The 22,615-nt window shown below is 58.0% G+C and carries 26 protein-coding genes; 14 read left to right on the top strand and 12 right to left on the bottom strand.

Annotated features, from left to right (window positions below; all coding sequences use genetic code 11):
- Nucleotides 1–282: 282 nt before the first annotated feature.
- On the bottom strand, nucleotides 283–1,293 hold the full coding sequence (locus QP904_RS03315; RefSeq protein ID WP_084278933.1) for a pseudouridine synthase: 1,011 nt from the start codon (nucleotides 1,291–1,293) through the stop codon (nucleotides 283–285).
- Between QP904_RS03315 and QP904_RS03310 the strand changes: the two genes are divergently transcribed.
- From QP904_RS03310 to QP904_RS03295, 4 genes are all read left to right on the top strand, one after another.
- Nucleotides 1,274–1,417, top strand: coding sequence for a hypothetical protein (locus QP904_RS03310; protein WP_023020120.1), 144 nt, complete (start codon nucleotides 1,274–1,276; stop codon nucleotides 1,415–1,417). The two genes, QP904_RS03315 and QP904_RS03310, sit on opposite strands and share 20 nt — an antisense overlap.
- 41 nt (nucleotides 1,418–1,458) lie before the next feature.
- A complete protein-coding gene (locus QP904_RS03305; protein ID WP_023020119.1) occupies nucleotides 1,459–2,358 on the top strand; it encodes a universal stress protein in 900 nt (299 codons plus the stop codon).
- A 118-nt stretch (nucleotides 2,359–2,476) separates the two neighbouring features.
- A complete protein-coding gene (locus QP904_RS03300; RefSeq protein WP_005325340.1) occupies nucleotides 2,477–2,725 on the top strand; it encodes a GlsB/YeaQ/YmgE family stress response membrane protein in 249 nt (82 codons plus the stop codon).
- Between the two features lie 78 nt (nucleotides 2,726–2,803).
- The gene (locus QP904_RS03295; protein WP_239208179.1) at nucleotides 2,804–3,412 is read left to right on the top strand and encodes a TetR/AcrR family transcriptional regulator; all 609 of its coding nucleotides are present in this window, start codon (nucleotides 2,804–2,806) and stop codon (nucleotides 3,410–3,412) included.
- Here the strand turns inward: QP904_RS03295 and QP904_RS03290 are convergent.
- A complete protein-coding gene (locus tag QP904_RS03290; protein WP_023020117.1) occupies nucleotides 3,369–4,313 on the bottom strand; it encodes a membrane protein insertase YidC in 945 nt (314 codons plus the stop codon). The genes QP904_RS03295 and QP904_RS03290 overlap by 44 nt on opposite strands.
- Nucleotides 4,314–4,346: 33 nt before the next feature.
- Here QP904_RS03290 and QP904_RS03285 point away from each other — a divergent pair, with 33 nt between their 5' ends.
- Both QP904_RS03285 and QP904_RS03280 read left to right on the top strand, forming a co-directional pair.
- Nucleotides 4,347–5,009, top strand: coding sequence for a class E sortase (locus QP904_RS03285; protein ID WP_200288526.1), 663 nt, complete (start codon nucleotides 4,347–4,349; stop codon nucleotides 5,007–5,009).
- Complete coding sequence (locus tag QP904_RS03280; RefSeq protein WP_023020115.1) at nucleotides 5,009–5,161, top strand: hypothetical protein; 153 nt, start codon at nucleotides 5,009–5,011, stop codon at nucleotides 5,159–5,161. The genes QP904_RS03285 and QP904_RS03280 overlap by 1 nt, the downstream gene beginning before the upstream one ends.
- Here the strand turns inward: QP904_RS03280 and QP904_RS03275 are convergent.
- Nucleotides 5,158–5,694: a DUF2020 domain-containing protein gene (locus QP904_RS03275; RefSeq protein ID WP_034655585.1), complete on the bottom strand. Its 537-nt coding sequence runs from the start codon at nucleotides 5,692–5,694 to the stop codon at nucleotides 5,158–5,160. The two genes, QP904_RS03280 and QP904_RS03275, sit on opposite strands and share 4 nt — an antisense overlap.
- On the opposite strand from QP904_RS03275, the gene QP904_RS03270 reads away from it, so the two are divergent.
- Entirely contained in the window at nucleotides 5,693–6,856 is a 1,164-nt protein-coding gene (locus tag QP904_RS03270; protein ID WP_239208182.1) for a sensor histidine kinase, read from the top strand. The two genes, QP904_RS03275 and QP904_RS03270, sit on opposite strands and share 2 nt — an antisense overlap.
- Nucleotides 6,857–6,893: 37 nt before the next feature.
- Entirely contained in the window at nucleotides 6,894–7,532 is a 639-nt protein-coding gene (locus QP904_RS03265) for a LuxR C-terminal-related transcriptional regulator (protein ID WP_023020112.1), read from the top strand.
- On the opposite strand, the gene QP904_RS03260 is transcribed toward QP904_RS03265, so the two are convergent.
- Nucleotides 7,529–7,840, bottom strand: a complete 312-nt coding sequence (locus tag QP904_RS03260; protein ID WP_023020111.1) for a histone-like nucleoid-structuring protein Lsr2 — start codon at nucleotides 7,838–7,840, stop codon at nucleotides 7,529–7,531. The two genes, QP904_RS03265 and QP904_RS03260, sit on opposite strands and share 4 nt — an antisense overlap.
- 187 nt (nucleotides 7,841–8,027) lie before the next feature.
- Nucleotides 8,028–8,660 carry a DUF6474 family protein gene (locus QP904_RS03255; RefSeq protein ID WP_023020110.1) on the bottom strand — a complete coding sequence of 211 codons (633 nt, stop codon included), beginning with the start codon at nucleotides 8,658–8,660 and terminating at the stop codon, nucleotides 8,028–8,030.
- 69 nt (nucleotides 8,661–8,729) lie between these two features.
- Here QP904_RS03255 and QP904_RS03250 point away from each other — a divergent pair, with 69 nt between their 5' ends.
- Nucleotides 8,730–10,163: a TM0106 family RecB-like putative nuclease gene (locus tag QP904_RS03250; protein WP_023020109.1), complete on the top strand. Its 1,434-nt coding sequence runs from the start codon at nucleotides 8,730–8,732 to the stop codon at nucleotides 10,161–10,163.
- On the opposite strand, the gene QP904_RS03245 is transcribed toward QP904_RS03250, so the two are convergent.
- Both QP904_RS03245 and QP904_RS03240 read right to left on the bottom strand, forming a co-directional pair.
- Nucleotides 10,150–11,448: a copper oxidase gene (locus QP904_RS03245; RefSeq protein ID WP_284835534.1), complete on the bottom strand. Its 1,299-nt coding sequence runs from the start codon at nucleotides 11,446–11,448 to the stop codon at nucleotides 10,150–10,152. The genes QP904_RS03250 and QP904_RS03245 overlap by 14 nt on opposite strands.
- A 10-nt stretch (nucleotides 11,449–11,458) precedes the next feature.
- Nucleotides 11,459–12,610, bottom strand: coding sequence for an MFS transporter (locus QP904_RS03240; RefSeq protein WP_284835533.1), 1,152 nt, complete (start codon nucleotides 12,608–12,610; stop codon nucleotides 11,459–11,461).
- A gap of 71 nt (nucleotides 12,611–12,681) precedes the next feature.
- Here QP904_RS03240 and QP904_RS03235 point away from each other — a divergent pair, with 71 nt between their 5' ends.
- A complete protein-coding gene (locus QP904_RS03235; protein WP_284835532.1) occupies nucleotides 12,682–13,536 on the top strand; it encodes a LysR family transcriptional regulator in 855 nt (284 codons plus the stop codon).
- A 43-nt stretch (nucleotides 13,537–13,579) separates the two neighbouring features.
- Here the strand turns inward: QP904_RS03235 and QP904_RS03230 are convergent, their stop codons facing one another.
- A complete protein-coding gene (locus QP904_RS03230; RefSeq protein ID WP_284835531.1) occupies nucleotides 13,580–14,182 on the bottom strand; it encodes a superoxide dismutase in 603 nt (200 codons plus the stop codon).
- Between the two features lie 164 nt (nucleotides 14,183–14,346).
- Between QP904_RS03230 and msrA the strand changes: the two genes are divergently transcribed.
- Nucleotides 14,347–14,994: a peptide-methionine (S)-S-oxide reductase MsrA gene (gene msrA, locus QP904_RS03225; RefSeq protein ID WP_023020105.1), complete on the top strand. Its 648-nt coding sequence runs from the start codon at nucleotides 14,347–14,349 to the stop codon at nucleotides 14,992–14,994.
- Here msrA and QP904_RS03220 read toward each other — a convergent pair.
- Nucleotides 14,991–16,733, bottom strand: coding sequence for an alpha/beta-hydrolase family protein (locus QP904_RS03220; protein ID WP_284835530.1), 1,743 nt, complete (start codon nucleotides 16,731–16,733; stop codon nucleotides 14,991–14,993). The two genes, msrA and QP904_RS03220, sit on opposite strands and share 4 nt — an antisense overlap.
- 87 nt (nucleotides 16,734–16,820) lie before the next feature.
- On the opposite strand from QP904_RS03220, the gene QP904_RS03215 reads away from it, so the two are divergent.
- The 3 genes from QP904_RS03215 to QP904_RS03205 are packed head-to-tail and all read left to right on the top strand — an operon-like array spanning nucleotide 16,821 to nucleotide 19,413.
- On the top strand, nucleotides 16,821–17,768 hold the full coding sequence (locus QP904_RS03215) for an L-lactate dehydrogenase (protein WP_023027783.1): 948 nt from the start codon (nucleotides 16,821–16,823) through the stop codon (nucleotides 17,766–17,768).
- A complete protein-coding gene (locus QP904_RS03210; RefSeq protein ID WP_023020102.1) occupies nucleotides 17,768–18,472 on the top strand; it encodes a glycerophosphodiester phosphodiesterase family protein in 705 nt (234 codons plus the stop codon). Before QP904_RS03215 ends, QP904_RS03210 begins: the two co-directional genes overlap by 1 nt.
- A 20-nt stretch (nucleotides 18,473–18,492) precedes the next feature.
- The gene (locus tag QP904_RS03205) at nucleotides 18,493–19,413 is read left to right on the top strand and encodes a DUF5926 family protein (RefSeq protein ID WP_284835529.1); all 921 of its coding nucleotides are present in this window, start codon (nucleotides 18,493–18,495) and stop codon (nucleotides 19,411–19,413) included.
- Nucleotides 19,414–19,461: 48 nt separating this feature from the next.
- On the opposite strand, the gene QP904_RS03200 is transcribed toward QP904_RS03205, so the two are convergent.
- The 3 genes from QP904_RS03200 to QP904_RS03190 all read right to left on the bottom strand — a co-directional run bounded on the left by QP904_RS03200 (nucleotide 19,462) and on the right by QP904_RS03190 (nucleotide 22,601).
- A complete protein-coding gene (locus QP904_RS03200; protein ID WP_239206410.1) occupies nucleotides 19,462–20,706 on the bottom strand; it encodes an LCP family protein in 1,245 nt (414 codons plus the stop codon).
- Nucleotides 20,707–20,769: 63 nt separating this feature from the next.
- Nucleotides 20,770–21,468, bottom strand: coding sequence for a CPBP family intramembrane glutamic endopeptidase (locus QP904_RS03195; RefSeq protein WP_284835528.1), 699 nt, complete (start codon nucleotides 21,466–21,468; stop codon nucleotides 20,770–20,772).
- Entirely contained in the window at nucleotides 21,465–22,601 is a 1,137-nt protein-coding gene (locus QP904_RS03190; protein ID WP_284835527.1) for an amidase, read from the bottom strand. The genes QP904_RS03195 and QP904_RS03190 overlap by 4 nt, the downstream gene beginning before the upstream one ends.
- Nucleotides 22,602–22,615: the final 14 nt, after the last annotated feature.

Below are 22,615 nucleotides of genomic sequence, written 5' to 3'. Positions count from 1 at the left end.
CACCGCCCTCTTCTTTTTGCGTTTTACCAGCCCTCCCGGCCGGTGGAAGGCCTCATCTGCAAAGCCAAGAGTACGGCTGAAGGCTATGGAGGGGAGAGTCTGGGCGGACTCACATCTTGTCACCGGCCCACAACGTGGCAAGGGTGCCCCGAGCTGTCTATGCAGTCTCGGGCTATTGAGCTATTTTTACTACCACCACACTGCCTATCCTGTAGCAGCCATCGGTTTCAACATAGGCCATCGAGAAGCCGCTAGCACGAGGCTCGGCGTACCGGGCTTGTGCTACTGAAAATCGATGAGACGGTGTGTGTATAGCGGCAGGGCGGACTCAAACTCGCGCGGCTTTTCACTCAGGGGATCAGTAAATTCGATGCGCGTGGCCGTTAGGTGCATGGGGATACGCATATCCTCTGCTTCTTCGGGAAAGATTTCTGGATAGACTGGGTCACCCAGGATAGGTACGCCTGCTTGCCACATATGGAGACGCAATTGATGGGTCTTACCCGTGGTGGGGTTTAATGAGTAAATTCCTAATTCTGGCAGGTGGCCGTGTAGTTTTTCATAAGGGGCATTGTCTATGCGGTCGACTGAAGCGAGGGTAGTGAACGCATTAGGGGGACCGTCGCCAATTCGGCCCTGGATTTCGCCGGGGGTCTTGGTGAGGTGCGAGGACCATTGGAGGGGCGTCGGAAAGCGCCGGTATTTGGCGATCGCTTGATAGGTTTTTGCGACTTTCTTTTCAGCGAAAAGGGTTTGGTAGGCACCGCGCACCTCACGGTGTTTGGTAAATAGCAAGATTCCGGATGTAAGTCTGTCTAGACGGTGTGCTGGTGCTAGTTCGCTATTTCCGGTCATTCGCCGCAGCTGGACTGTAGCGGTCTGTACGATATGTCGCGCCCGTGGCATGGTGGCCATGAACGGTGGCTTATCGGCGATGAGAATGTGTTCATCTTCATAGAGAACGGGGATGTCATAAGGCACCGGTATCTCGGGTGCCGGCATGCGGTAGAAAAAGACGTCCTCATCTTGGCGCAAGACGGATTCCGGTCGGAGCTGGGTTTGGTCGCGTAGGACCACCTCGCCGGAGTCAAAGCGCGCTTGGAGCGCGGCGGCGTCATCGTGAGGATGCCGGTGGCGTTGTGCCGAGATTACTGCACTAAGAAAATCCCAGGCGGTTATGTTTGCCTCAGGGGTGCGCACGCGGGTTGGGTTTAGGCCGTCTTTAATCGGTAAAGGCGTGAAACCTTTTCTGCGATGTACTAAGGTTTTGTCCATGGATTTTAACTCTCTCATTGAACCGGTTGTTGCCTTTTTCTCTGAAGGTATCGGCGCCGTAATTCGCACCGTCTTGGAATTTGTTTACACCGTTATGTTCCCGTCGAATTCTGAGGCCGCAACCATCAACCCTCAAGCCTAATCCGTACTACAATTAAGGTATAACCACGGAAAGGACACATCATGGCCAAGGAAGACATTGTAGTCGTTGCCGTTGACGGTTCGGAAGCATCCAAGAATGCAGTCCGCTGGGCCGCAAATACGGCTATGAAGCGCGAGATTCCTCTTCGAATTGCATCGAGCTACACCATGCCGCAGTTCTTGTACGCAGAGGGCATGGTTCCGCCGAAGGAACTTTTCGATGACTTGCAGGCCGAGACGCTGGAAAAGATCGAAGAGGCTCGCGCTATCGCTCATGAGGTTGCCCCAGAGCTGAAGATTGGTCATACGGTGGCTGAGGGCTCCCCGATCGATATGCTGCTGGAAATGTCGCATGATGTCACCATGATCGTCATGGGTTCCCGCGGCATGGGTGGCTTGTCTGGCATGGTGATGGGCTCTGTCTCCGCTTCGGTTGTCTCCCACGCTTCTTGCCCAGTGGTTGTCGTTCGCGAAGATAATCACGTTACGGAATCCACCAAGTACGGTCCTGTTGTGGTCGGTGTGGATGGCTCTGAGGTCTCGCAGAAGGCCACTGCTTATGCATTCCGTGAGGCGCAGGCTCGTGGCGCCGCTTTGATTGCGGTTCACACCTGGATGGATATGCAGGTACAGGCTTCCTTGGCTGGTCTTTCGGCCGCCCAGTCTGAGTGGGCTGATATCGAGAAGGAGCAGAGCGAGCTGTTGGCTGAAAACCTCAAGGAGCCGCGCGAGGAGTACCCAGACGTAGAGGTCAAGCAGCTTATCACCCGGGATCGTCCAGTGAGCGCTTTGACCGAAGCCGCAGAAGGTGCGCAGCTTCTGGTTGTGGGCTCCCATGGCCGCGGCGGCTTTAAGGGTATGCTCTTGGGCTCGACCTCTCGCGCATTGCTGCAGTCTGCACCATGCCCGATGATGGTTGTTCGCCCGGATGAGGACAACTAAAAGCTACTGCGTATAAGGTGCTCCGCCCATGTAGGCGGAGCACCTTTGTTGTTGCGTACCCCCTAGAGCCGGTTCGCTCGTGTACGTTGGAGTGTGCCCGTTAATTTAGGAGGATTGCATGAATTTGGGTTTGGGGCTTTTTAGCTCGATTGTTATCGGTATTATTGCTGGCTGGCTGGCAGAAAAGATTATGAAGCGCGACCACGGCTTGTTGACCAACCTTATTGTTGGTGTGCTGGGCGGCATTATCGGCGGAATGATTATCCACTTCCTGAACATTGAGGAAGGCGGATGGATCTTCTCCTTGATTGCCGCTACTGGTGGTGCTTGTATCCTGTTGTGGATCGTGGGGCTCATTAAGAAGTAGCCCGCATTTAATTCGCGTACAAACCGGTTTGTCTATAAAGTATAGATGAACCGGCTTTGTCGTTTTAGAGAGGAAACCATGGCAGAAAAGAAGTCGCGCCGTAATCGGCCCAGCCCGCGTAGTCGGCTGCTGGAATCGGCGACCAAGCTTTTTACTACCGAGGGCATTCGTGTCATCGGAATTGACCGCATCCTGCGTGAGGCGGACGTAGCTAAGGCTTCTTTGTACTCCTTATTTGGTTCCAAGGATGCGCTCGTAATCGCCTATGTGGAAGCTTTGGACGAGAAGTTCCGCCAGGATTGGGAGCAGCGCACTGCGGAGATGACGGATCCGGATCAAAAGATCATGGCCTTTTTTGATAAAGCGATTGAGGAAGAACCCAAGCAGGATTTCCGCGGATCCCACTTTTTGAATGCGGCCGGAGAATACCCGCGACCAGAAACTGAAGCTGAGCACGGGATCGTGGCTGCATGTATTGAGCACCGTAACTGGGTGCACTCTACCTTGACGGCATTGTTGACTGAGCGCAATGGGTACCCATCCTCTTCGCAGGCGAGCCAGCTTTTGATCTTCTTGGATGGTGGTCGCGCCGGCGCTCGGCTCACCAAGGAGATTGGGCCGCTGCAGACGGCTCGCGAACTGGCTACTCAGATGCTTTCTGCTCCCCCTGCTGATTATTCGATTTAAGATACTTTCGTGCCTCCATACGTAGCCGGTTGACCCGCTTCTTCTCTTCCTTGGAGAGGGCGGGTTCTTTTTCGCGCTTGCGCCAGCGGCGGATGCTGTCTCGGCGCATAGTATGAACGTCCTCAGTAAGTGGGTAGTCGCGGTGCAAAATGATCTCAAACATGGCGGTTTGGATCAGCGTGAAGAGATACGCGCAGCCCCAGTAGAGAATGATTGCTACCGGGATTGGTCCGGTTTGGGCCAAGTGCCATAGGAAGAATGGGATGACTAAGAGCAAAAAGCCCATGATGATGAAGACGCGACGGTTGACCTTTTGATCAAACTGAGTGGTGCGGAAGCTGCGCACCAGAGAAATAACAGAATTAGCCATGGTAAAGGTAATAGCGGCTATCAAGATGGGGTTGATGAGGTCGCCGTGTTCGCGGGCGAAATCCGTCAACGGGGCGCCGTAGAAGGTAGTTTGGCGGAAGGCCGACACATCGGAGGCATTCAGCATTCCCACGGTGGTGGAGCCGCGCTCGATATTAGACATGCGCAGGAGCACCTGGTAGAGGCCGATGAAGGCCGGGATCATGATGAGTGGGGGAAAACAGCCCGCTGCAGGGTTATAGTTGTAGCTCTTCATGAGGTTCTTTTCCTCTTGCATGAGCTCCACCATTTCCTCGGTAGTGGTGGCGTTGTTCATCTGCTTTTTGATGCGGTTGTTTTCTGGGCGGATGAGTGCGCCGATACGGGCGGAACGTACGGAAATCCAGTTCAGGGGGACAACGACTCCACGCACGGTGATAACGAGCAGAATGATCGAGATCAGCCAAGCCGTGGATTCACTGACGAAGCTGCTGACGATCCAGTGCCAGAATTTCATGATTCCAGAAACCGGGTACATGAAGACTTCGTACATACTTAACCTTTCATGGGCAGTATGGTCTAAGGCATGACTAAAGTTCTTGGGGAACTCATGCTAACCATTGGCGTGGTTCTTTTACTCTTTGCATTCTATGAAGCCTATTGGACAAATGTAGAATCCGGGCAGTTGCAAGAAGAGGCGAGTGCCGATCTTGAAGAGCAATGGAGGAACCCACGCCAGAAGATGGAGCCGGAATTGGGCGAGGCATTCGCCCAGCTCTACATTCCCACCTTTGGTTCTGACTATCACTTCGCCATCATTGAGGGCACCAATGAAGATGATCTGCTCCGCGGTCCTGGTCGCTACGTAGATTCCCAGATGCCGGGGGAGATGGGAAACTTTGCCGTTGCCGGCCACCGCGTGGGCAAGGGGGCTCCCTTTAATGATCTAGGCAAGCTGGAGACCTGCGATGACATCGTGGTGGAGACGCAAACGGAGCGAATCACCTATCGCGTACTGCCCATTGATGGAGAGCAGGCGGATTGCTTTAACGGAATACCGCCGGAGTATTCCCACGTGGTTGGCCGGCATATTACAACGCCTGGCGATGTCTCAGTGACCAACCCAGTACCAGAGTCTGACGCCGCGCCGAATCGCGAGATCCTTACCCTGACCACGTGCCACCCGCAATTTTCCAATGCGGAGCGCATGATTGTGCACGCTATGGAAGTAGAAAAAGAGGAGAAATAATGTATCGCGCTTTATGGAATTTTTTGCCGGGGCCGACACCGGTGAAAGTCATCTTGGCCATCGCCATTGCGGTGGGAGTTTTCTTCCTGCTGATGGAGGTTGTATTCCCGTGGCTGTCGCCAATGATGCCGTATAACGATGTCGCGGTCTAAAGGCCTAAGTTCGCAATCGCCTCGTGGGCGATCTGCTCTGATTTAACCGTTTGTTGCTGGTTGCTCCAGACCAGCACCGCGTGCGTGTCCTTCTGCACGGCGTATACGGCGTGTTCATCGACCACGCCCCGGCCGCCTTCCCAACCGTCAAAAGAGGCGGGTTCGGTGGCGTCGATAGGTGCGGCCCAATCCACTGCGGCGCGAGCGTCTTCGGCCGTGGGCATATCCCGCACGATGACGGTGGCTTGTGGATCGTCCTGATAAGACCAGAATACGCAGGCTGGGGTGGGAAAGCGCGTGTCGATGCCCTGTTTGGTCAGGCGCTGGCCGTTGGTTTTTTCTAGCCAGCCGGGGCCGATATAGGGGCAATCGCTCCAGTCATTGACCTCCGCGGTCTGAGAGACGTTAACCTCGGGTGCTTGCGATGATTCTGGGGTTACCGGGGTGTTTGGCGCAGGGGCGGGCGTGGATGAATCGCAGCCGGCGATCCCAAAAGCGGCTAGGGTGAAAAGGGGAAGTAGGCTTTTGCGCATGAACTCCACAATAGACCGGGATACCGATGCACTCCGCACCGGCATCCATATCCTCACCGCTGGCCTGCTGGTGGTCGGCATTTTCACCTCGGCGCGGATGCCGCTTTCCCAAGCGATTATTAACCTGCTGCTCTTGGTGGGTTTTGCGGCGGTATTTTTCGCGGGCTCGGTGTACGGGGAGAACTGGGCTAGGCCGGTGCGCTACCTATGGCTATGCATCCTATCGGTGCTGTGGATAGCGGACCTTTCTGTGGCTCCAGCGGCAATCTATTTGGTCTTCGCGATGTTCTTCCTGTACCTCACGGTGCTGGATATGGCGGCGGGCATAGTCTGCGTTATTGGAGCCTCAATCATCACCGTGGCGGTGCAGATACCGCAGGGGCTAACTTTTGGCGGGGTGATGGGACCGGCAGTTTCGGCGCTGGTGACGATAGCGATTACCTACGCTTTCCGTACGCTGTCACGGATGAATAAGGAGCTGATAGAAACTCGTTCGCAGCTAGCGGCCACGGAGCGCGATGCTGGCATGGTGGCCGAGCGTCAGCGCATTGCGCACGAGATTCATGACACCCTTGCCCAAGGGCTGTCTTCTATTCAAATGCTTTTGCATTCGGCGGACCGCGATTTGGATAAGCAGGACGTGGACAAGGCGCGAGAGCGAATTGAACTGGCCCGAAGGACGGCCGCGGATAATCTGCACGAGGCACGGGCGATGATTGCGGCCTTGCAGCCGCCAACGCTCAATGAGGCTTCCCTTGAGGCGGCGTTGACCCGCATGGCGGAGAATTTTGGTGCTACTGGAGATATCCACGTAGAGGTGGAATCCGAAGGTGAAGTACAACAGTTGCCCATGAAGGTGGAGGCGGCGTTATTGCGGATTGCGCAGGGGGCTGTGGGGAACGTCGTCAAGCATGCAGGGGCGAGCCGCGCCCGGATTACGGTGACCTATGAGGGTGATGAGGTGCGCCTGGACGTGGTGGATAATGGCAAGGGCTTTGATCCGGCTGCGGTGGAGAGTACCCCTGCAGGGCTGGGACATATTGGGCTGGCCGCAATCAGGCGCCGCGCGCAGGAGCTAGGCGGGGAGGTCATTATTGAATCCGCGCCGGGGGAGGGCACTGCTGTGTCAGCTAGTATGCCCTTAAACAGCCGAGTAGATTAAACTTTTGGTTGACAATGACATCGATAGGAGGAATGTCGTGATTCGGGTCCTATTAGCAGATGACCACGAAATCGTCCGGCTAGGCTTGCGCTCCGTGCTGGAGGGCGCAGAAGATATCGACGTCGTAGGGGAGGTCGCTACGGCCGAAGCTGCGGTTTCGGCTGCGCAGGCGGGCGGCATCGATGTCATCCTGATGGACCTGCGCTTTGGCGCCGGCGTGGAAGGGACCCGCGTTATGGGTGGTGCGGAGGCTACCGCGCAGATTCGATCCGCCATGGCCACCCCGCCCAAGGTTCTGGTGGTCACTAACTATGACACCGATGCGGATATTCTCGGCGCGATTGAGGCCGGCGCCGTGGGCTATCTCCTCAAGGATGCACCACCGCAGGAGTTGCTCGCGGCGGTACGCTCGACTGCGGAGGGCGATTCGGCGCTTTCTCCTATCGTGGCCGATAGGCTAATGACTCGCGTACGCACGCCGCGTACTTCCCTTACACCGCGCGAGTTAGAAGTATTGCAGCTGGTGGCAGCCGGTGCTTCAAACCGCCAGATTGGACAAGATCTTATGTTGTCTGAGGCCACCGTGAAGTCCCACCTTGTGCACATTTATGACAAGTTGGGTGTGCGTTCGCGCACCTCCGCCGTGGCGGCTGCGCGCGAGCAGGGCGTGCTCTAGTTGGCAGCGTTATAGGCCTCGATGACGTCCTGCGGGATCTTGCCCCGGTGCGCCACTGGCAGCCCTTGGGTGCGTGCCCATGCGCGGATCTGACTCGGATTGGCGCGCTGTGCATTGATGTCCGGGGCAACGCGGGCGGCATCCACGTAGGGGGCGAGAAGATTATGGAAGCGACGCGCGTTATCCGTGGAGAGATCGATAAGGTAGTTTTGACCGTTCACGCTGAAGTGAATGACTTCTAGCTGGTCTTCGGGAATTAGGGTGTGGTCCAAGTCGTCGTAAAATTGGGTCACTTCACGGCGGGACATTTTGCCTCCAATTTTCTAAATGCACACCAAGCAAAGAGAGCATTAATGGTGTTTCAGGGATAGGGCGATTAGAAGATTATCCGCATCTTTTTCTGGCTGAAAAGACTTTCCCCGAAAAATTCCGGAACTTTATGGAAAATAAATATATGCCACCACCGCCCCCTATTCGGTGGTGGCATAAATGATTTTACTGGGCCAGACGCTGCTGGATTTCCGCAGTAATGGAGTCAATCTCCGAGCTAATGGTCTTGTGTGCGCGGCGGCGCTGCTGCTTAGTCATAAACTCAGCATTGTCGATGGCGGAGTCTACTTCCTGGAGGCGGTCGCGCACATCGCGCTTGAATCCGGCCGGGATATCCGTGTTATCGAGGGAATTGCGGATACCTGCGGTGCGGGCCTTGAGCGGGGCACCGTAGCCGGAAAAGGAAGCCATCTGGTCTGAAGTTACGCCGGCTTTGGCGGCCTTTCGCTTTTCGCCTTCGGTTTTCAAGCCTACATAGCCGCGGTAGAGAAGTGGCAGCAGCAGGGGAGCGGCGGTGCGCAGTGCACCGGCGTAGCGCTTGACGTTATCGGAATTAAAACGGCCGGCCTTGAGCTTGGCCAGTTCATTCTTGGCCATCTTCTCCTCGTGCTTGCGGCGCTTCTTTAGCCCCTTTTCCTCAGACTTGATGAGGTGCTTTTCCTGCTTGGCCAGGAGCTTTTGCTGGCGACGGCGGTCTTTAGACTGGGCCTTTACCTCTGCCTTAGCGCGGGTCTTGGCAGCCTTTGCCTGTGCGCGTGCTTCTTGGCGGGCCTTTTTAATTTTCTTCAGAATGCTCATTTAATTTCCCTCACGTTTGATCGAGTCTGGATTCAACTTTACCTTGCCATTCTATTAAGCTCACCCGGTGTGGAGGATGTGGTTGTTGCTTCGGACCTTGTGGGATGCCGTTACCGCTTAGTGCAGCGGCGTGCGCACCCCGAGATGCCGCGTACCCATGCCTCGATTGCCCGGGCGGAGCGCCACGCCGCCGCCGTGGAGGCGGTCATGCAGATGCTTCCGCGCAGGGGTTCCGGTCGTTTCCGCCGCATCGATTTAGAAGGCGATGAGTGGGAGCGCTCCATGCGCACCCTTGAGGCTGTGGTTTCCGGATATACGCACATCACCAATGCGGTCTTTGCTACCGAGGAGTGGATGGTGCACGTGGATGTGCTGCTGCGTGAGGGCGATAAATACACCCCGATCATCGTCTCCAATCATCGTGTGGCCCGCAAGAATGACACGAAGACGACGCTGGCGGTGCCCACCCACAGGTTGGGGCTGAGCGAGCCGCTCGAAGCCCCGTATAAGCTGCGCCACCATGCGGTGGATGGCTACCGCTTAGCTTTTGCCGCTCGTGCTTTGCAGGATCTAGGGCTTGATTCGGGCCGGGGCGGAGCCATTGGACAGGATCGCACGCGAGCATTTTTTACTGACACGGCCAGGTTTGATCTGGAACGCGCGTGGAATCAGCCGCTGCCTACTGCGCCGGTACGGGTTAAAGAGTGCGCTAGCTGCCGCTTCTGGTCTTTGTGTGAACCAGAGTTGGTGGCGGCGGATGATATTTCGCTCTTTTTATCCGGCGACCGCGCTAAGCCTTACCGCGAGCGAGGTATTACTTCCGTGCAGGCGCTTATCGACGCCGACCTGGGCGAACCCTCCCGCCTTGCAGCCGCCTGGCGCGCCGGGGAAGTATTGTTGCGCCGCGGTGACGTGAACGTTCCGCGGGCGGACGTGGAAGTAGACGTGGATATGGAAGCCTACCTGGACCAGGGCGCGTATCTATGGGGAGCGTGGTACGACGGCGAGTATGTCCCTTTCGTGACCTGGGAGCCGTTGGGAGGGCGCGCCGAGGCGGAAAATTTTGCGGCCTTCTGGCGCTGGCTGATGGATCTGCGGGCGCAGGCGCATGCGCAGGGTAAAACCTTTGCTGCTTATTGCTACTCTGCCCATGGCGAGAATCACTGGATGCGTATGTCCGCGCGGCGCTTCCACGAAGTGGATGAGCGGGAGGTAGAAGAGTTCATCTCCTCGCCCGAGTGGGTGGATATGTTCGCCCACGTTAAAAGATCCTTCGCCGGCCCCTTTGGCCTGGGCCTGAAGGTTGTTGCGCCTGAGGCTGGGTTTACGTGGCCAGAAGAGGATTTCGACGGCGAAGAATCCGTGAATGCGCGGCGCGAGGCGCTAGCCGGGGACCTCGTGGCGCGGCAGCGTTTGCTGGACTATAACTCCGGCGATGTACAGGCCACCCGCGCGGTACGCGAGTGGATGGATGCCGGAGCACCGGGGGTTAAAGCGCTGTAAATAGGGCGTACACGACCGCGAGGATCGCTATGCCCATATATACCTGGTTCCATTCAGGTCCCGGCTTGGGATCTGGGCCCTCCGCCTTTTTCATTAAGACCTGTTTCTGGGCTTTGACCGCTCGGGCGATGAGCACGGGGTAGACAGCCAGAGAAAGGATGCACAGAAGGGAGGCGGCCACCTTGAGCAGGGAAATATCGGTACCGATCCAGATGAGTAGCCCGCCATTGACGAATGTGGCACGCAATAAGCCGAGTTTGTCTAGCTGCTGTAGGCCCGCTCGGACGGCAGAGGGGCCGCCACCCATGGTGGTGGGCAAGAGGTAACTCATGACGCCGATGAGGAGCTGACCGGCAAACCCCACCAGCAAGGCGAGGGAAGGCAGTGCCGGTGCAGGGGTGAAAAAGTGCTGGACGGTGTAATACGCCAAAGACAGCACCAGCCATAACGAGGCCATAAGGACGGAGACCGAGGCGAAAGTAATGCGATCGCGCGGGTCTTTAGCCACTGTGAGCACGTTGTCGAGCCACTGCTGCAGACTCAGTACCCAACCGCAGCAGTACATGATTAGGCCCAACTGGGGGAATCCGAGGAAGGCCCCAATGATGGTGGCGGCCACGCCGACGGCGAGCAGGGCAAAGGAGGAACGCATGTGGCGATTGATACCTTGGGTGCGCCAAATGGAGGGGAAAAGGATGGTGAGGGAGCCGGCCGCTGCCAAGCCGATGAAACCGCCGATATTGGCGGCGATATGGGCGAGCAGCAGCGTAGGGTGGCCGGGGTGGACCGCTAGCAGTGCGCCAAACATGGCGCCTACCGGCAGGCAGAGGGCGGAAAGTGCATAGGCGCCCACCACCGGCCGGAAGCGCTTTTCTTTGGCGCCGCGCCATTGCCGGAAGAGCGATGCCGCATGCCAAAGCACCATGAGAGTAATGAGCGTGGCTCCCACCTGGGTGACTATCCAGTGATGGGACCAGAATTCCATAAGGACTTGGCCGAGTAGCGTGATGATGATGCCGGCATTGAGGCCATAGATGCGACCCAATTGGGTGGGCCGGGTGGAATCGGGGAGGCGCTGTTGGGTGAATTTTTCCGTCAGGTGCTGTGACCAGACCATGATGCTATTGCTCACTAGTCCGAGGGTGAACAGGTGAATGAGCACCCATCGGTAATTCGGCACCAGGGTATGCGTGGCACCCACGAGGATGAAGACCATCATCCACAGAGATACGGGCCGAGAGGCCCTTCGGTGCCACGTCCGCGCCGACCACTTATTCTCAGGCATAAAACCGATATTAGTCGGATTTAATCCTGGTCCAAGTCAGCGCACTAAGGCTAAGGGCCACCGCGGTGAAGAAGGCAATGAAGAGGGGCCAGGAAAGGGCGTCGAAAAGCATGCCCGCACACGCTCCCACCACAGAAGAGCCGAAATAATAGCAGAATACGTACATCGAGGACGCCTCCGCGCGGTCATGGGTGGCAATCTGGCCCACCCACCCGGAGGCGGTGGAGTGGACGGCGAAAAAGCCCACGGTAAAGGCGATCATGCCCAGGAGCGTCATGGGAAGGTGACCGGCGCATAATGCGATGCCAAGGGTAAAAAGTGCGGCCGAAGCACAGAGGGTTTTCCCATGCCCGATCCGTGCCACGAGAGAGCCCGCCCGTGCAGAGGACCACGTGCCGGAAAGATAGAAGAGGAAGGCCAAACCGGCGAGTGAAGGGGCCAACCCAAAATCATCGATGAGCCGGAAGGTCAGGAAGTTGTACATGGAGACAAACGTGCCCATAGAGAGGAACGCGGTGAGAAAGAGCAATGCCAAATCCCGGTTAGCCCAGTGGCCGAAAAGCGCCCGACTTTCGCTGGTGAGATGGATGGATTTCGGCCGGAAATTGCGTTGCGCGGGAAGCAGGAGCCACGACGTGATGGCAAAGGCGAGCGAAACTAGCGCCGAGCCAAAAAGGGCCCAGCGCCACGTGGAAATCTCTACCAGCCCGGTAGGAATGAGACGGCCGGTAAGGCCGCCGACGGAGGTGCCTGCAATGTAGAGCCCCATGGCGCGCGGCAGCGCTTTATCATCGAGTTCTTCAGAAAGCCATGCCATCGCGGTAGCAGGTGCACCGGAGAGGAGAGCGCCCTGCAGGCCGCGCAGCAAAATAAGATGCCATCCTTCGGCAGCGAGCGGCACAATGAGCCCCACGCTGGTGGCGGAAACGGCCGAAATAAGCAGGATACGGCCGCGGCCGAAGCGTTCGGAGAGGATGGAAGCGGGGACGACGCACAGGGCCAGCGCGCCCGTAGCGGCCGATACGGTCATGGCCGCCTCGGTGGAGGAAAGACCCATGTTTTGTACCAGCGTGGGAAGAATGGCTTGGGTGGAATAAAGGCTGGAGAAGATGGCCAAGCCCACTAGGAGCATGGCTACCGTTGCACGCCGCGTTCTAGTCATGTCATTTAGCCTGCCTTGTGGCACTGCATGTGTAAAATGTGGAAAATTACAAAAAGCGATGCGGAGCATGCATGAATGTTGAAGATATCCGCGGCTTCCTCGCCGTGGTGGATTACGGTCGGGTTGGCGCTGCGGCCGATGAGCTGGGGATTTCCCAATCTGCACTGACCCGCCGCGTACAGCGCGTAGAAGCAAGCCTCGGTGCCCGTCTTTTTGAGCGCACTGGGCACACCCTGCATGTAAACTCGCGCGGAACCGTCTTCGCTGCGACAGGACGGGAAATGCTCCGCGCCTATGAGTCAGGCCGGGACGATGTAGCCCGCCTCATGGACCCCGAACGAGGTACCGTGCGCCTTGATTTCATGCACTCGCTCGGCACCTGGCTGGTTCCGGATCTGATCAAAAGTTATCGCGAGCTGCACCCCCACGTGGATATTCGCCTGCACCAAGGGGCGGCGCAAGAGCTGGTGAGCAGAGTAGAAAATGGCGAATCCGACCTCGCGCTGGTAGGCCCGCGGCCGAATGCCGCATTGGGCTGGCACCAGATAAAGGTGCAGCGCCTAGGTCTTGCGGTACCGGAAGGCCACTGGGCAGCACACCGGCAAGAGGTAGATCTTGCGGAATGTGCGGCCGAGCCGTTCATCGGCATGCTTCCCGGCTATGGCACGCGCATGCTCCTTGATGCCCTGGCGGAAGATGCCGGCTTTAGTCCCCACCTTGTTTTCGAATCGATGGAGCTTACCACCGTTGCGGGGCTGGTAGCGGCCGGCCTTGGGGTGGCGCTCTTGCCGCTGGATGATCCTTATCTACAGGTGGGAAGCCTAGTTCCCTTTACGCCGCCGGCGTACCGCGAACTCGGTTTGGTGTGGCGCGCCGGGGACGATGCGCCTCCGGTGCAGCAATTCCGGGAGTTTATCCGAGCATAGAAAAAGCCGCCCCAGAGGGGGCGGCCTGTGTAACTAAAAGGAGTTACTTGGTGGCTGCAGCGAAGCGCTCAGCAACGTCATCCCAGTTGAAGACGTTCCATACGGCCTTGACGTAGTCAGCCTTAACGTTCTTGTACTGCAGGTAGAAAGCGTGCTCCCACATATCCAGCATCAGCAGCGGGGTGAAGTTGATGGAGGTATTACCCTGCTGGTCAGTCAGCTGCTCGATGATCAGGCGGCCAGCAATGTGGTCGTAGCCCAGAACTGCCCAGCCAGAGCCCTGCAGGGAGGTAGCGGCAGCGGAGAAGTGAGCCTTGAACTTCTCAAAGGAGCCGAAGTCGCGGTTGATAGCTTTTGCCAGCTCGCCGGTTGGCTCGCCGCCACCATTCGGGGACAGGTTCTTCCAGAAGATGGAGTGGTTGGTGTGGCCACCCAGGTTAAATGCCAAGTTCTTGGACAGGGCACGGATACGATCCGGGTTAGCCTCGCCGTTGCGCTCTTCCTCGAGCGCCTCGAGTGCAGCGTTAGCGCCAGCAACGTAGGTTGCGTGGTGCTTATCGTGGTGGAGCTCCATGATCTCTGCGGAGATGTGTGGCTCCAGTGCGTCGAATGCGTATGGGAGGTCAGGAAGTTCGTAAACAGCCATTAATTTAATCCTTTCTTCGGGTACGTGTCCCGATGATAGGCACGGTTGAAAGATTTCGCCATGATTAATTCGAATTGTGGAACCAGCGCGAATATTAACTGGCTGTGGAATAGCTTTTCGCAGTACAACGTTGGGAAGAAGGAATAAGGAAGGAGCTATGCCTCATGTGGATGTTTAAACCAGAGCCCAAGCTCGTTGCCGCAGACCAAGCCCTGTCAGGGCGAGCCGAACCGATTCTGGCCCCTGCCCCGCATGCTGTTTTAGGAACGCCGATTACCGGACCGTGGAAAGAAGGGCAGCGCTCCATCCTCATTGCACTGGGATGTTTCTGGGGTGCGGAGAAGATGTTCTGGGAGACAGAAGGAGTGGAGTCCACCTCGGTGGGCTATGCGGGGGGCACTACCCCGAATCCTACGTATTACGAGGTATGCCGCGGACTGACCAACCATGCCGAGGTGGTTCAGGTGGTTTATGACCCGCAACGCATCAGCCTGCGTGATCTTGTGGTGCAGGCCCTTGAGGCGCATGATCCCACCCAGGGCTTCCGTCAGGGCAATGATGTAGGCACGCAATATCGCTCTGCCTTCTATCCACGCACGGAGGATGAGCGGGCAGAAATCCAGGACATCGTGGATTCCTATGCAAACAAGCTCAAGGAATTCGGATTCGGAGATACCACCACGGAGGTTAAACTTCTCTCCGATACAGATTCCGGGGAGTACTACCTAGCTGAGGACGAGCATCAGCAGTATTTACATAAGGTGCCCAATGGATACTGCCCGCACCACAGCACCGGGGTGAAGTGCGATTAAGCGTCGCGCCGGATGAAGCGGGCAATCTTCTTAGCCAACTTTGGGGTGAGCGATTGGCGCGATTGGGATCCTAAAACCTCGTCCCAATACCAGAGCATTTCCTCAAAATAGTTGTGCCCGTGCCCGCCGGGGACGTTGAGGGAATTGATTTGGTCCAAGCCAATTTGCCACCAGGTAATAAATGGCACCCAGTGCAGCTGCCGGAAGGTATCCGCGTGCAGGGCCTCCGGCTGCGGTTCATGGATCCATGTGGGCCTGCGCACAAGGAGATTCAGGTCCCACCACACGATGGCGTCGGAAGCGTGTTGGGCAATGAGCATGCGGGGCCGGCGCCAGGTATGGGCGAAGTCGTTGCCAAAGGCGTCGTGTAGCGTGTGGTCTGGGGCCGCTGCGTAGCGCACATGTTTACCGCCATCGATAACGGGCAGACGTTCCAAAGAGCCAATGTCTCGGCGCAAACGCTGGGTAAAATGCGTCATGCGTGGAGGGCCGGAAAAGACGGCGCCATTGCAGGCAGAAAGTAGATCCTCCACATTATGGTAGTTATCCATAATGGCGTAGGCTCCAAGCGATTCACCTGCAAAATAGAGCCGAGGGCGGTTTTCCTCCGGTAGCTTATCTATTTCTTCTTGTATCACCCGAATCAATTCGCGGGCTGCCTGCTTCGGGGCGTTTTTATCTACAAGGTAAGCAAAGACCGAAGGCAGATAGGAATATTGCATGGTGACGGTGACGCAATCACCGCCGGTTAAAAACTCATAGGAGCACGCGCCCCAATTATTTATCCATCCCGAACCCGCAGGCATCTGGATAACAATAGTTTCGCGCCTTAGGGCACCAGTGCGCTCGAGTTCGGCGCGAACTTTCTCTGCGGATTGCCGGAAGGAACGCCCCGGAATGTATCCGGCATAGATGCGGATGGGCTCTTTCGCATTGATTCCTGTTGCCATGCGGATATCGCGGGCGCGGGGGCCATTAGAAACAAAGCGGCGCCCCTGCTGCCCCAGTGCTGACCACGGCTCGAGCGACCACGGGCTGCCGGACCGCTCCGGCTCCCAAGGCATGGAGGTGCCGGGGAAAATTTGCTTATTGATTCTTTGCGCTTGGTGCGAAAGTGAACGCAACCAGCGCCGAAAAACCACGCGATCAGAAAGGGCAAAGGCCGTTAGGCTCAGTCCTGCGCTAACAACCGGCCAAGCGATAAGCGCCGGAACCCAGCGTCCCAATTGGCGCGATAATTTAGTAACGGCCAGCTGTGTGGCTTCCCCGATAAGCAGTAGTGTGCCATAGCCTGCGGTGCCAGCGGCCAAGCCGATCGCCGCCGTAACGGGCCCGCGCACGAGCTGTTTATTGACTAACTCCGCCTGCTTTTTCTGGTTGCGCAACGAAAGTACGGCATTAAAGGCGGTGCCGGCGCCGATAGCAAGGTGCAGGATCTGTCGATGTTGCGGCCCCAGGCGGTCCTGGGGGCGCTTACCAATGCTGTTGAGTAGGAAGCTTGTCGAAGCCGCCCCCAAATGTCCGATGCCCTGGCCAATGGCTACATTGGCGGCAGTCACCCACCACGGGCGAGGGAGGAGAGAGGGTGAAATTGCTGCCCACGTGGCTAATTCCGCACCCAAAATTCCAGCCGACATATTGGGCGGTAAGGTTTGCCGGCTGGTCATACGGACGATGGGCGTGAGATCCGCGGCTACGCCAAGAGCGATTAGTGCAGCGCGGCGGAGAGCGCGTTTCATAATGCCCGATTGTCCCAGATTTCGGTGGGAATTTCAGGGTGAGATCTAGCCCGTGCAAAACCCCCCAAAAAGTTGCACAATGGGGTCATGGCAAATCATGTAGGAAACAAGGTAGTTCTCATCGGCGCCGGCGACGTGGGAGTCGCCTACGCCTTTGCTCTCATCAACCAAAGCATCGTTGACCACCTGGCAATCATCGACATCGATGAAAAGAAGCTAGAGGGCAACGTCATGGACCTCAATCACGGCGTTGTTTGGGCCCCCACCCGCACTCGCGTCACCAAGGGCACCTACGCCGATTGCGCAGACGCCGATATGGTTGTCATCTGCGCCGGTGCCGCACAGAAGCCGGGCGAAACCCGCCTCGACCTGGTGGGCAAAAACGTCAAGATCATGAACAGCATCGTCTCCGATGTCATGGCCAATGACTTTGACGGCATCTTCCTTGTCGCCTCCAACCCAGTGGACATCCTGACCTACGCCGTATGGAAGGCCTCCGGCCTGGACCACAAGCGAGTCATCGGCTCCGGCACCGTGCTGGACTCCGCTCGCTTCCGCTACATGCTGGGTGAGCTAGAAGGCGTTGCCCCGAAGTCCGTTCACGCCTACATCGTGGGCGAGCACGGCGATTCCGAGCTGCCGGCCGTCTCTACTGCCAATATCGCTGGTGTTCCGTTGTCCAAGAAGTTCGACACGGATCCGGAGTACGCTGAACGCATCGAGAAGATCTTCGAAGATACCCGCGATGCTGCCTACTCCATCATTGATGCCAAGGGTTCTACCTCTTTCGGCATCGGCATGGGCCTAGCCCGCATTACCGCCGCCGTCATCCAGAACCAGGACGTGGCTCTGCCAGTTTCTGCGTATCTGCAGGGCGAGTACGGCGTAGAAGATCTCTACATCGGCACTGCCGCCATTATCAATCGTTCCGGCATCGTGCGCGCGATTGAGCTGCAGCTCAATGAGCACGAAAAGGAGCGTTTCGATGCTTCTGCGAAGACCCTGAATGACATCAAGGAAGAGTTCTTCGGCTAGTGAAGATTGTCGCCCACAGGGGATACTCCGGAAAATATCCAGAGCTATCCCCTCTAGCTTTTGAGAAGGCTTTAGATTTGCCAATTCATGGCGTCGAGTGCGATGTACGCTTGACGCGCGATGGAAAGGTAGTGGTCCAACACGATCCCACGTTGGACCGCACTGCGGGGCGTCCCGGCCGCATTTCCAAGCTGGACTGGGAAGAATTGCGCGGCGTGGACATCGGTTCGGGCCAACGCATGATGCTTCTCGATGAACTCTTGGAGCTACTCGAGGGCAAACCGCACCACCTATACATCGAGACCAAGCACCCCTCCGGGCAGGGCGACATCCTGGAGGAGCAAACGGTGCTGCGCCTGCGTTATGCGGGGCTTTTCGACGATCCCCGGATCCACATCATTTCCTTTTCCCACCATGCCATTCGGCGGATGCAAAACTTGGCGCCGCATATGGACCGGATTTATCTCCGCCGCGATTGGGAACGCCACGTCAACCGGCCCGATGTGATGTTGTCCAAGCCCACCGCGCTGGGCGTATCCTTGCTGCGTGCGAAGCTACAGCCAGCAATTATCGGTGCCCAGGGATTGCCTACTTACCTGTGGACCGTAGATAAGCCGGAGGATATGAAGTGGGCGTGGGCCAATGGGGTGGATATGCTCGCTACCAACCAACCCGAAGTGGCCCTGCATGCCATTGAGCTCTAGTAACCAGGTATCTTGGAAGCATGGCCAAGAAGAAAAAGAACAAGGAACAGCTGCCTGAGGGCATGTCCCGCCGCCAGGCAAAGCTCGCCGCCCGCGCCAAGGAGCGCGCTGCCCTAGAAAAGGATCCCCGCCCCTACGGTGGACTTGCTGCAGAGGCCAGCCTGGTCGCCATGCAGGAGTTCGTCCCCTCCGCTTTTGCCAAGCTTGAGGTCAAGGGCTGCGACAAGAACGTATATGTAGCCACCGTCTTGCCGGGTGCTTCTGCTGCGCTAATTCGTGATGCCGAATTTGGCGGCGATGCCTTCGTGGGCTTGCAGGTACAGTCGCATACCCATAACCCGGGCCGCGACCTCGCCTTTGCCCTCAACTGGGTGAAGAATAATGAGCCTGGCGCCACCCTGGAATCCACTGCGGCTGATGGCTCGGAGCCGAAGCTGGAAGAGCTTATCGACGCCTCCGCTACCCTCGACGTGCAGGTGCACCAAGACTTCGAATGGTGGATCCCGGAGGGTGCACAGGTCACCCCGCAGATTGCGCAGTCCCTGCGCGCAGCTAATGATTCCGTCATTGAGTCCCACGAAGTGGGCGAGAACATCACCGGCGCTGCTTTCTGGGCAAATGCCGGCGGTGGCAAGGCCCATATTCGTTGGGTCCGCCCGAGTGACGATGAATCCGCATTCTTGAATGCGCTGGCACGCGTAGCCGCCCGCGGTGAGCTGAACCTCGGTGAAGATACCAAGTTTGCCGGTGTCTTCCGCACCCACGGCCTTATTGCCCCAGTCTTTGACTTGGATCCAGAGGTTGACCACGCTTCCTATGAGGACCACCTCACCCGCGTGGATAAGGCCCTGGAGGAGGAAATTTCTAATGATGCTCAGCTCAGCGCCGATGAGCGCAAGCAGCTCGAAAACATCAAGTCTCGTCAGGTGACCTTGCGTTAAAGACATAAAAATGGCACCTCCTGTGGCGGAGGTGCCATTTTTTGATCCCTATTTGAGGGAATCCCACAACCCAGAGGCTGCTTCCTCGTCCCAGAGGACTACGTTGCCTACCTCGGTGTCTTGGAACCCACCGATGGGGACGGTTTCTGTTTCCACACCGGAGCCCATGGCAAGCGCCACGCGGGCAAGATGCCAGACGTGGTCACCGTTGCCCACGATGAACGAGGAAGCGGTGTGGTTGACCAAGGAGTAGGCGCGGAATGGATTGATAATGGTGGCAGGAGAAGCCACCTTATCCAGCAAAGCGGAGAAGAATTCGCGCTGGCGCTGCACGCGGTCTAGGTCACCCATGGCAGTAGCACGGGTGCGCACGTAGCCCAAGGCATCGCGTCCCTTGAGCTTTTGGCAGCCGTCTTGGAGATCGATGCCGGCGAGCGGGTCATTGATGGGTTCTTTCACGCACACGTCCACACCGCCGACAGAATCGACCACATTGGCCAGGCCACCCATGCCGATTTCGGCATAGTGGTCGATGTGCAGACCGGTTGTCCCTTCAACGGTTTGGGCGAGTAGCTGCGGTCCACCGTAGGTAAAGGCGGCATTGATCTTGTCCATGCCAAAACCGGGGACCTCTACGTAGCTATCGCGCGGAATGGACACAAGCTTGGCCTTGCCGGTGCGAGGGATGTGCAGCAGCATGATGGTATCGGTGCGGCCTTCGCCCACATCGCCGCCGGTGCCCAGTTCAGCCTGCTGTTCCTCGCTGAGTCCCTGACGGGAATCGGAACCAACAAGCAACCAGTTGGTGCCGGCGGTATTAGGCACTTGGTCTTCGGGGAGTGCCTCGATACGGGTCAGGCGAGCATCGGTCCAAAACATGAAGACGAGGTTGAATACCAAGAGGACAACAAGCGCCATACCAATACAACCGAGGGCGCGCTTGGCCGGATTGACCTTCTTGCGGCGGCTATGCGGGCGCTGGCGGGGCGCAGGTCGGGGTTCGGTCCGACGGGGCGGGCGTTGCTGCGCTCGGTATTGACTCGGGTAGCGGCTCGGCGTTGGGGGCGGGGTGCGGCGCGGTGGCTGTTGCTGCCGCTGTGGCTGCGGAGCGCGGAAGGATTGCTGTTCCGGTTCGACGCGCCGCGGCGTCGGGCGGGCGGAGGAACGGCGTCGAATGGGGCGGCCGTATCGATCCTTGAGGGGACGCCCATCGGCCCCAAGGACGAATTCAGTGGAGGAACCGTCGCCGGCGCGGCGGGCCTCCCTATGCGGATCTCGTCCTGATTCAGTCATGCGCTATACCTTACAAGGTGCGGGGAGTTTCGCCCGCTTCGCGACGTCCCTCTAAGGGCATTTTCACAGGAAGGAATAACCCACGAAAGCGACGGCGTCGATAAGAAAATGCGCTATGACCAACGGCCATACCCGTCCCGTGCGGTGGTAGTAGTAGCCATAAACCAACCCCATGATGATATTGCCACATCCAGCAGAAACTCCTTGGTAGAGGTGGTAAGAACCGCGCAAGATAGAGCTCGCGGCAAGTATTGTCGGCAGGGACCAACGGGCCTGGCGCAAGCGCGTCATAAACCACATCACCACCACGGTTTCCTCCGCAAAGGCATTAGCCGCTGCCTTAAAAAGGGAAACGGGAATGTGCACCCAAGCATTGGCAAAATCGCCGGGGATAACCTCTTTGCTCCACCCGAAGTGGACCGCCGTGAAATATAGGGCGAGTCCCGGAATTCCAATAAGTGCGGCAAGCCCTGCCCCCTCCAGCCAGTCGCGGGCGCGGTAGGCGCGCGGGAAAATATGGTCCTTAGCCAGCAGGAAGAGCGCTAAGGCACCATAGGAGCAGAGTACAGCGGCCGAGCACAGCTGCAGGCCCATATCCACCCAGGCTAAAGAGGACTGGCTGGAGTTGAGCGTGACCGATTGCTCATTGAGCCGCTGCGGTGAGGCGAAGGAATTGATGAGGTTCAACACCGCCCGCACCCCGGAAATACCAAAGGTGAGGGTGAGGACGATGAGCAGTTCGGCGCGTAGAGACTTGGTCATGGGTGCAGGATATGGGCGAGGCCGAGCAGGGAGGCGTCGGAAAGCGTAATGCCCCCTAGGTGTACTCCCACCGGTGGGTGATTGGGAATGGTCCACGGCACGGAAATGGCGGGAAGTTGGGCCATATTAAACAGCGAACCCCACGGGGACCACTGGGTCTGGGCTGCGAAATTCTCCTCATGGGACAGAGACAGGAAATATCCGGTGCGCGGTGGATCCGTGGTCAGCATCGGGGTGAGGATGGCATCTACGCCCCACTCTTGGGCCAGTAGGTCCGGCAGCTGCCGAACGTGTGCCCGCGCCGCGGCCACCTCAGCAGAGCTGACGCGCCGCCCCTGCTGGGCAATCCACTCGGCGTAGCCTTCTGCTGGGTGAAGCTCCGCTAGGCGGGAGGTAAAAATATTCCGGAAATGCGCAAAGGTAGACCGAGCCTGAGGGTAGGGGGAAATGGGCGCTACCTGAAAGCCGGCTGCCTGTAGGCGCTGGGCGGCCTCGCGGGCGGCGCGGAGGTGGTGCGCAGCGACGCTGGCATCGCAGAACAACGGCTCCAGCAGCAGACCGATGCGGGCGCGCGGGGTGATCATGCGGTGGCCATGCAAAAACGCATTATCGGCCACGGTTCGGGTAATAAAGCCCTGCACACCTAGCTCCGCACCCGCCGGTTTGAAACCCACGACGCCGCAGGCCGCGGCCGGCACGCGGATGGATCCGCCGCCATCGCTGGCGTGGGCTGCTCGCAGCAATCCTCGTGCGACTTGCACCGCCGCGCCACCCGAAGAACCACCCGGGGTGCATCCGGGGTAGAGGGGATTTTCGGGGTGGGGCAGGCCCACCGGTTCCGTATCTACACGCAGGCCAAGCTCCGGAGCGGAGGACTTGCCGATGATATGCGCGCCCTGCTTTTCCAAACCCTCTATGAAGGAATCGCTACGCTCAGGGTAGTAGGTACGATCGATGTTTCCCAAGGTAGTGGGCATGCCGCGGACATCGCAGAGATCCTTGGCGGACAGGACCCAGCCGCTTAGCCGGCCGTAGGCGGAAGGCTTGCGGTCCAGATCCACGTAGGTAAAACCATGCTCCTCTGGGGCAAGGCCGCGCAGGTCCGCGCGGAGCTGTTCTACGGAAAAGTCCATGGGGCACCAGTCTA

Origin of the sequence: Corynebacterium nasorum, from assembly GCF_030229765.1 — a bacterium.
GTDB lineage: Bacteria > Actinomycetota > Actinomycetes > Mycobacteriales > Mycobacteriaceae > Corynebacterium > Corynebacterium kefirresidentii.
This window is presented reverse-complemented; position numbering and strand designations above follow the sequence as displayed.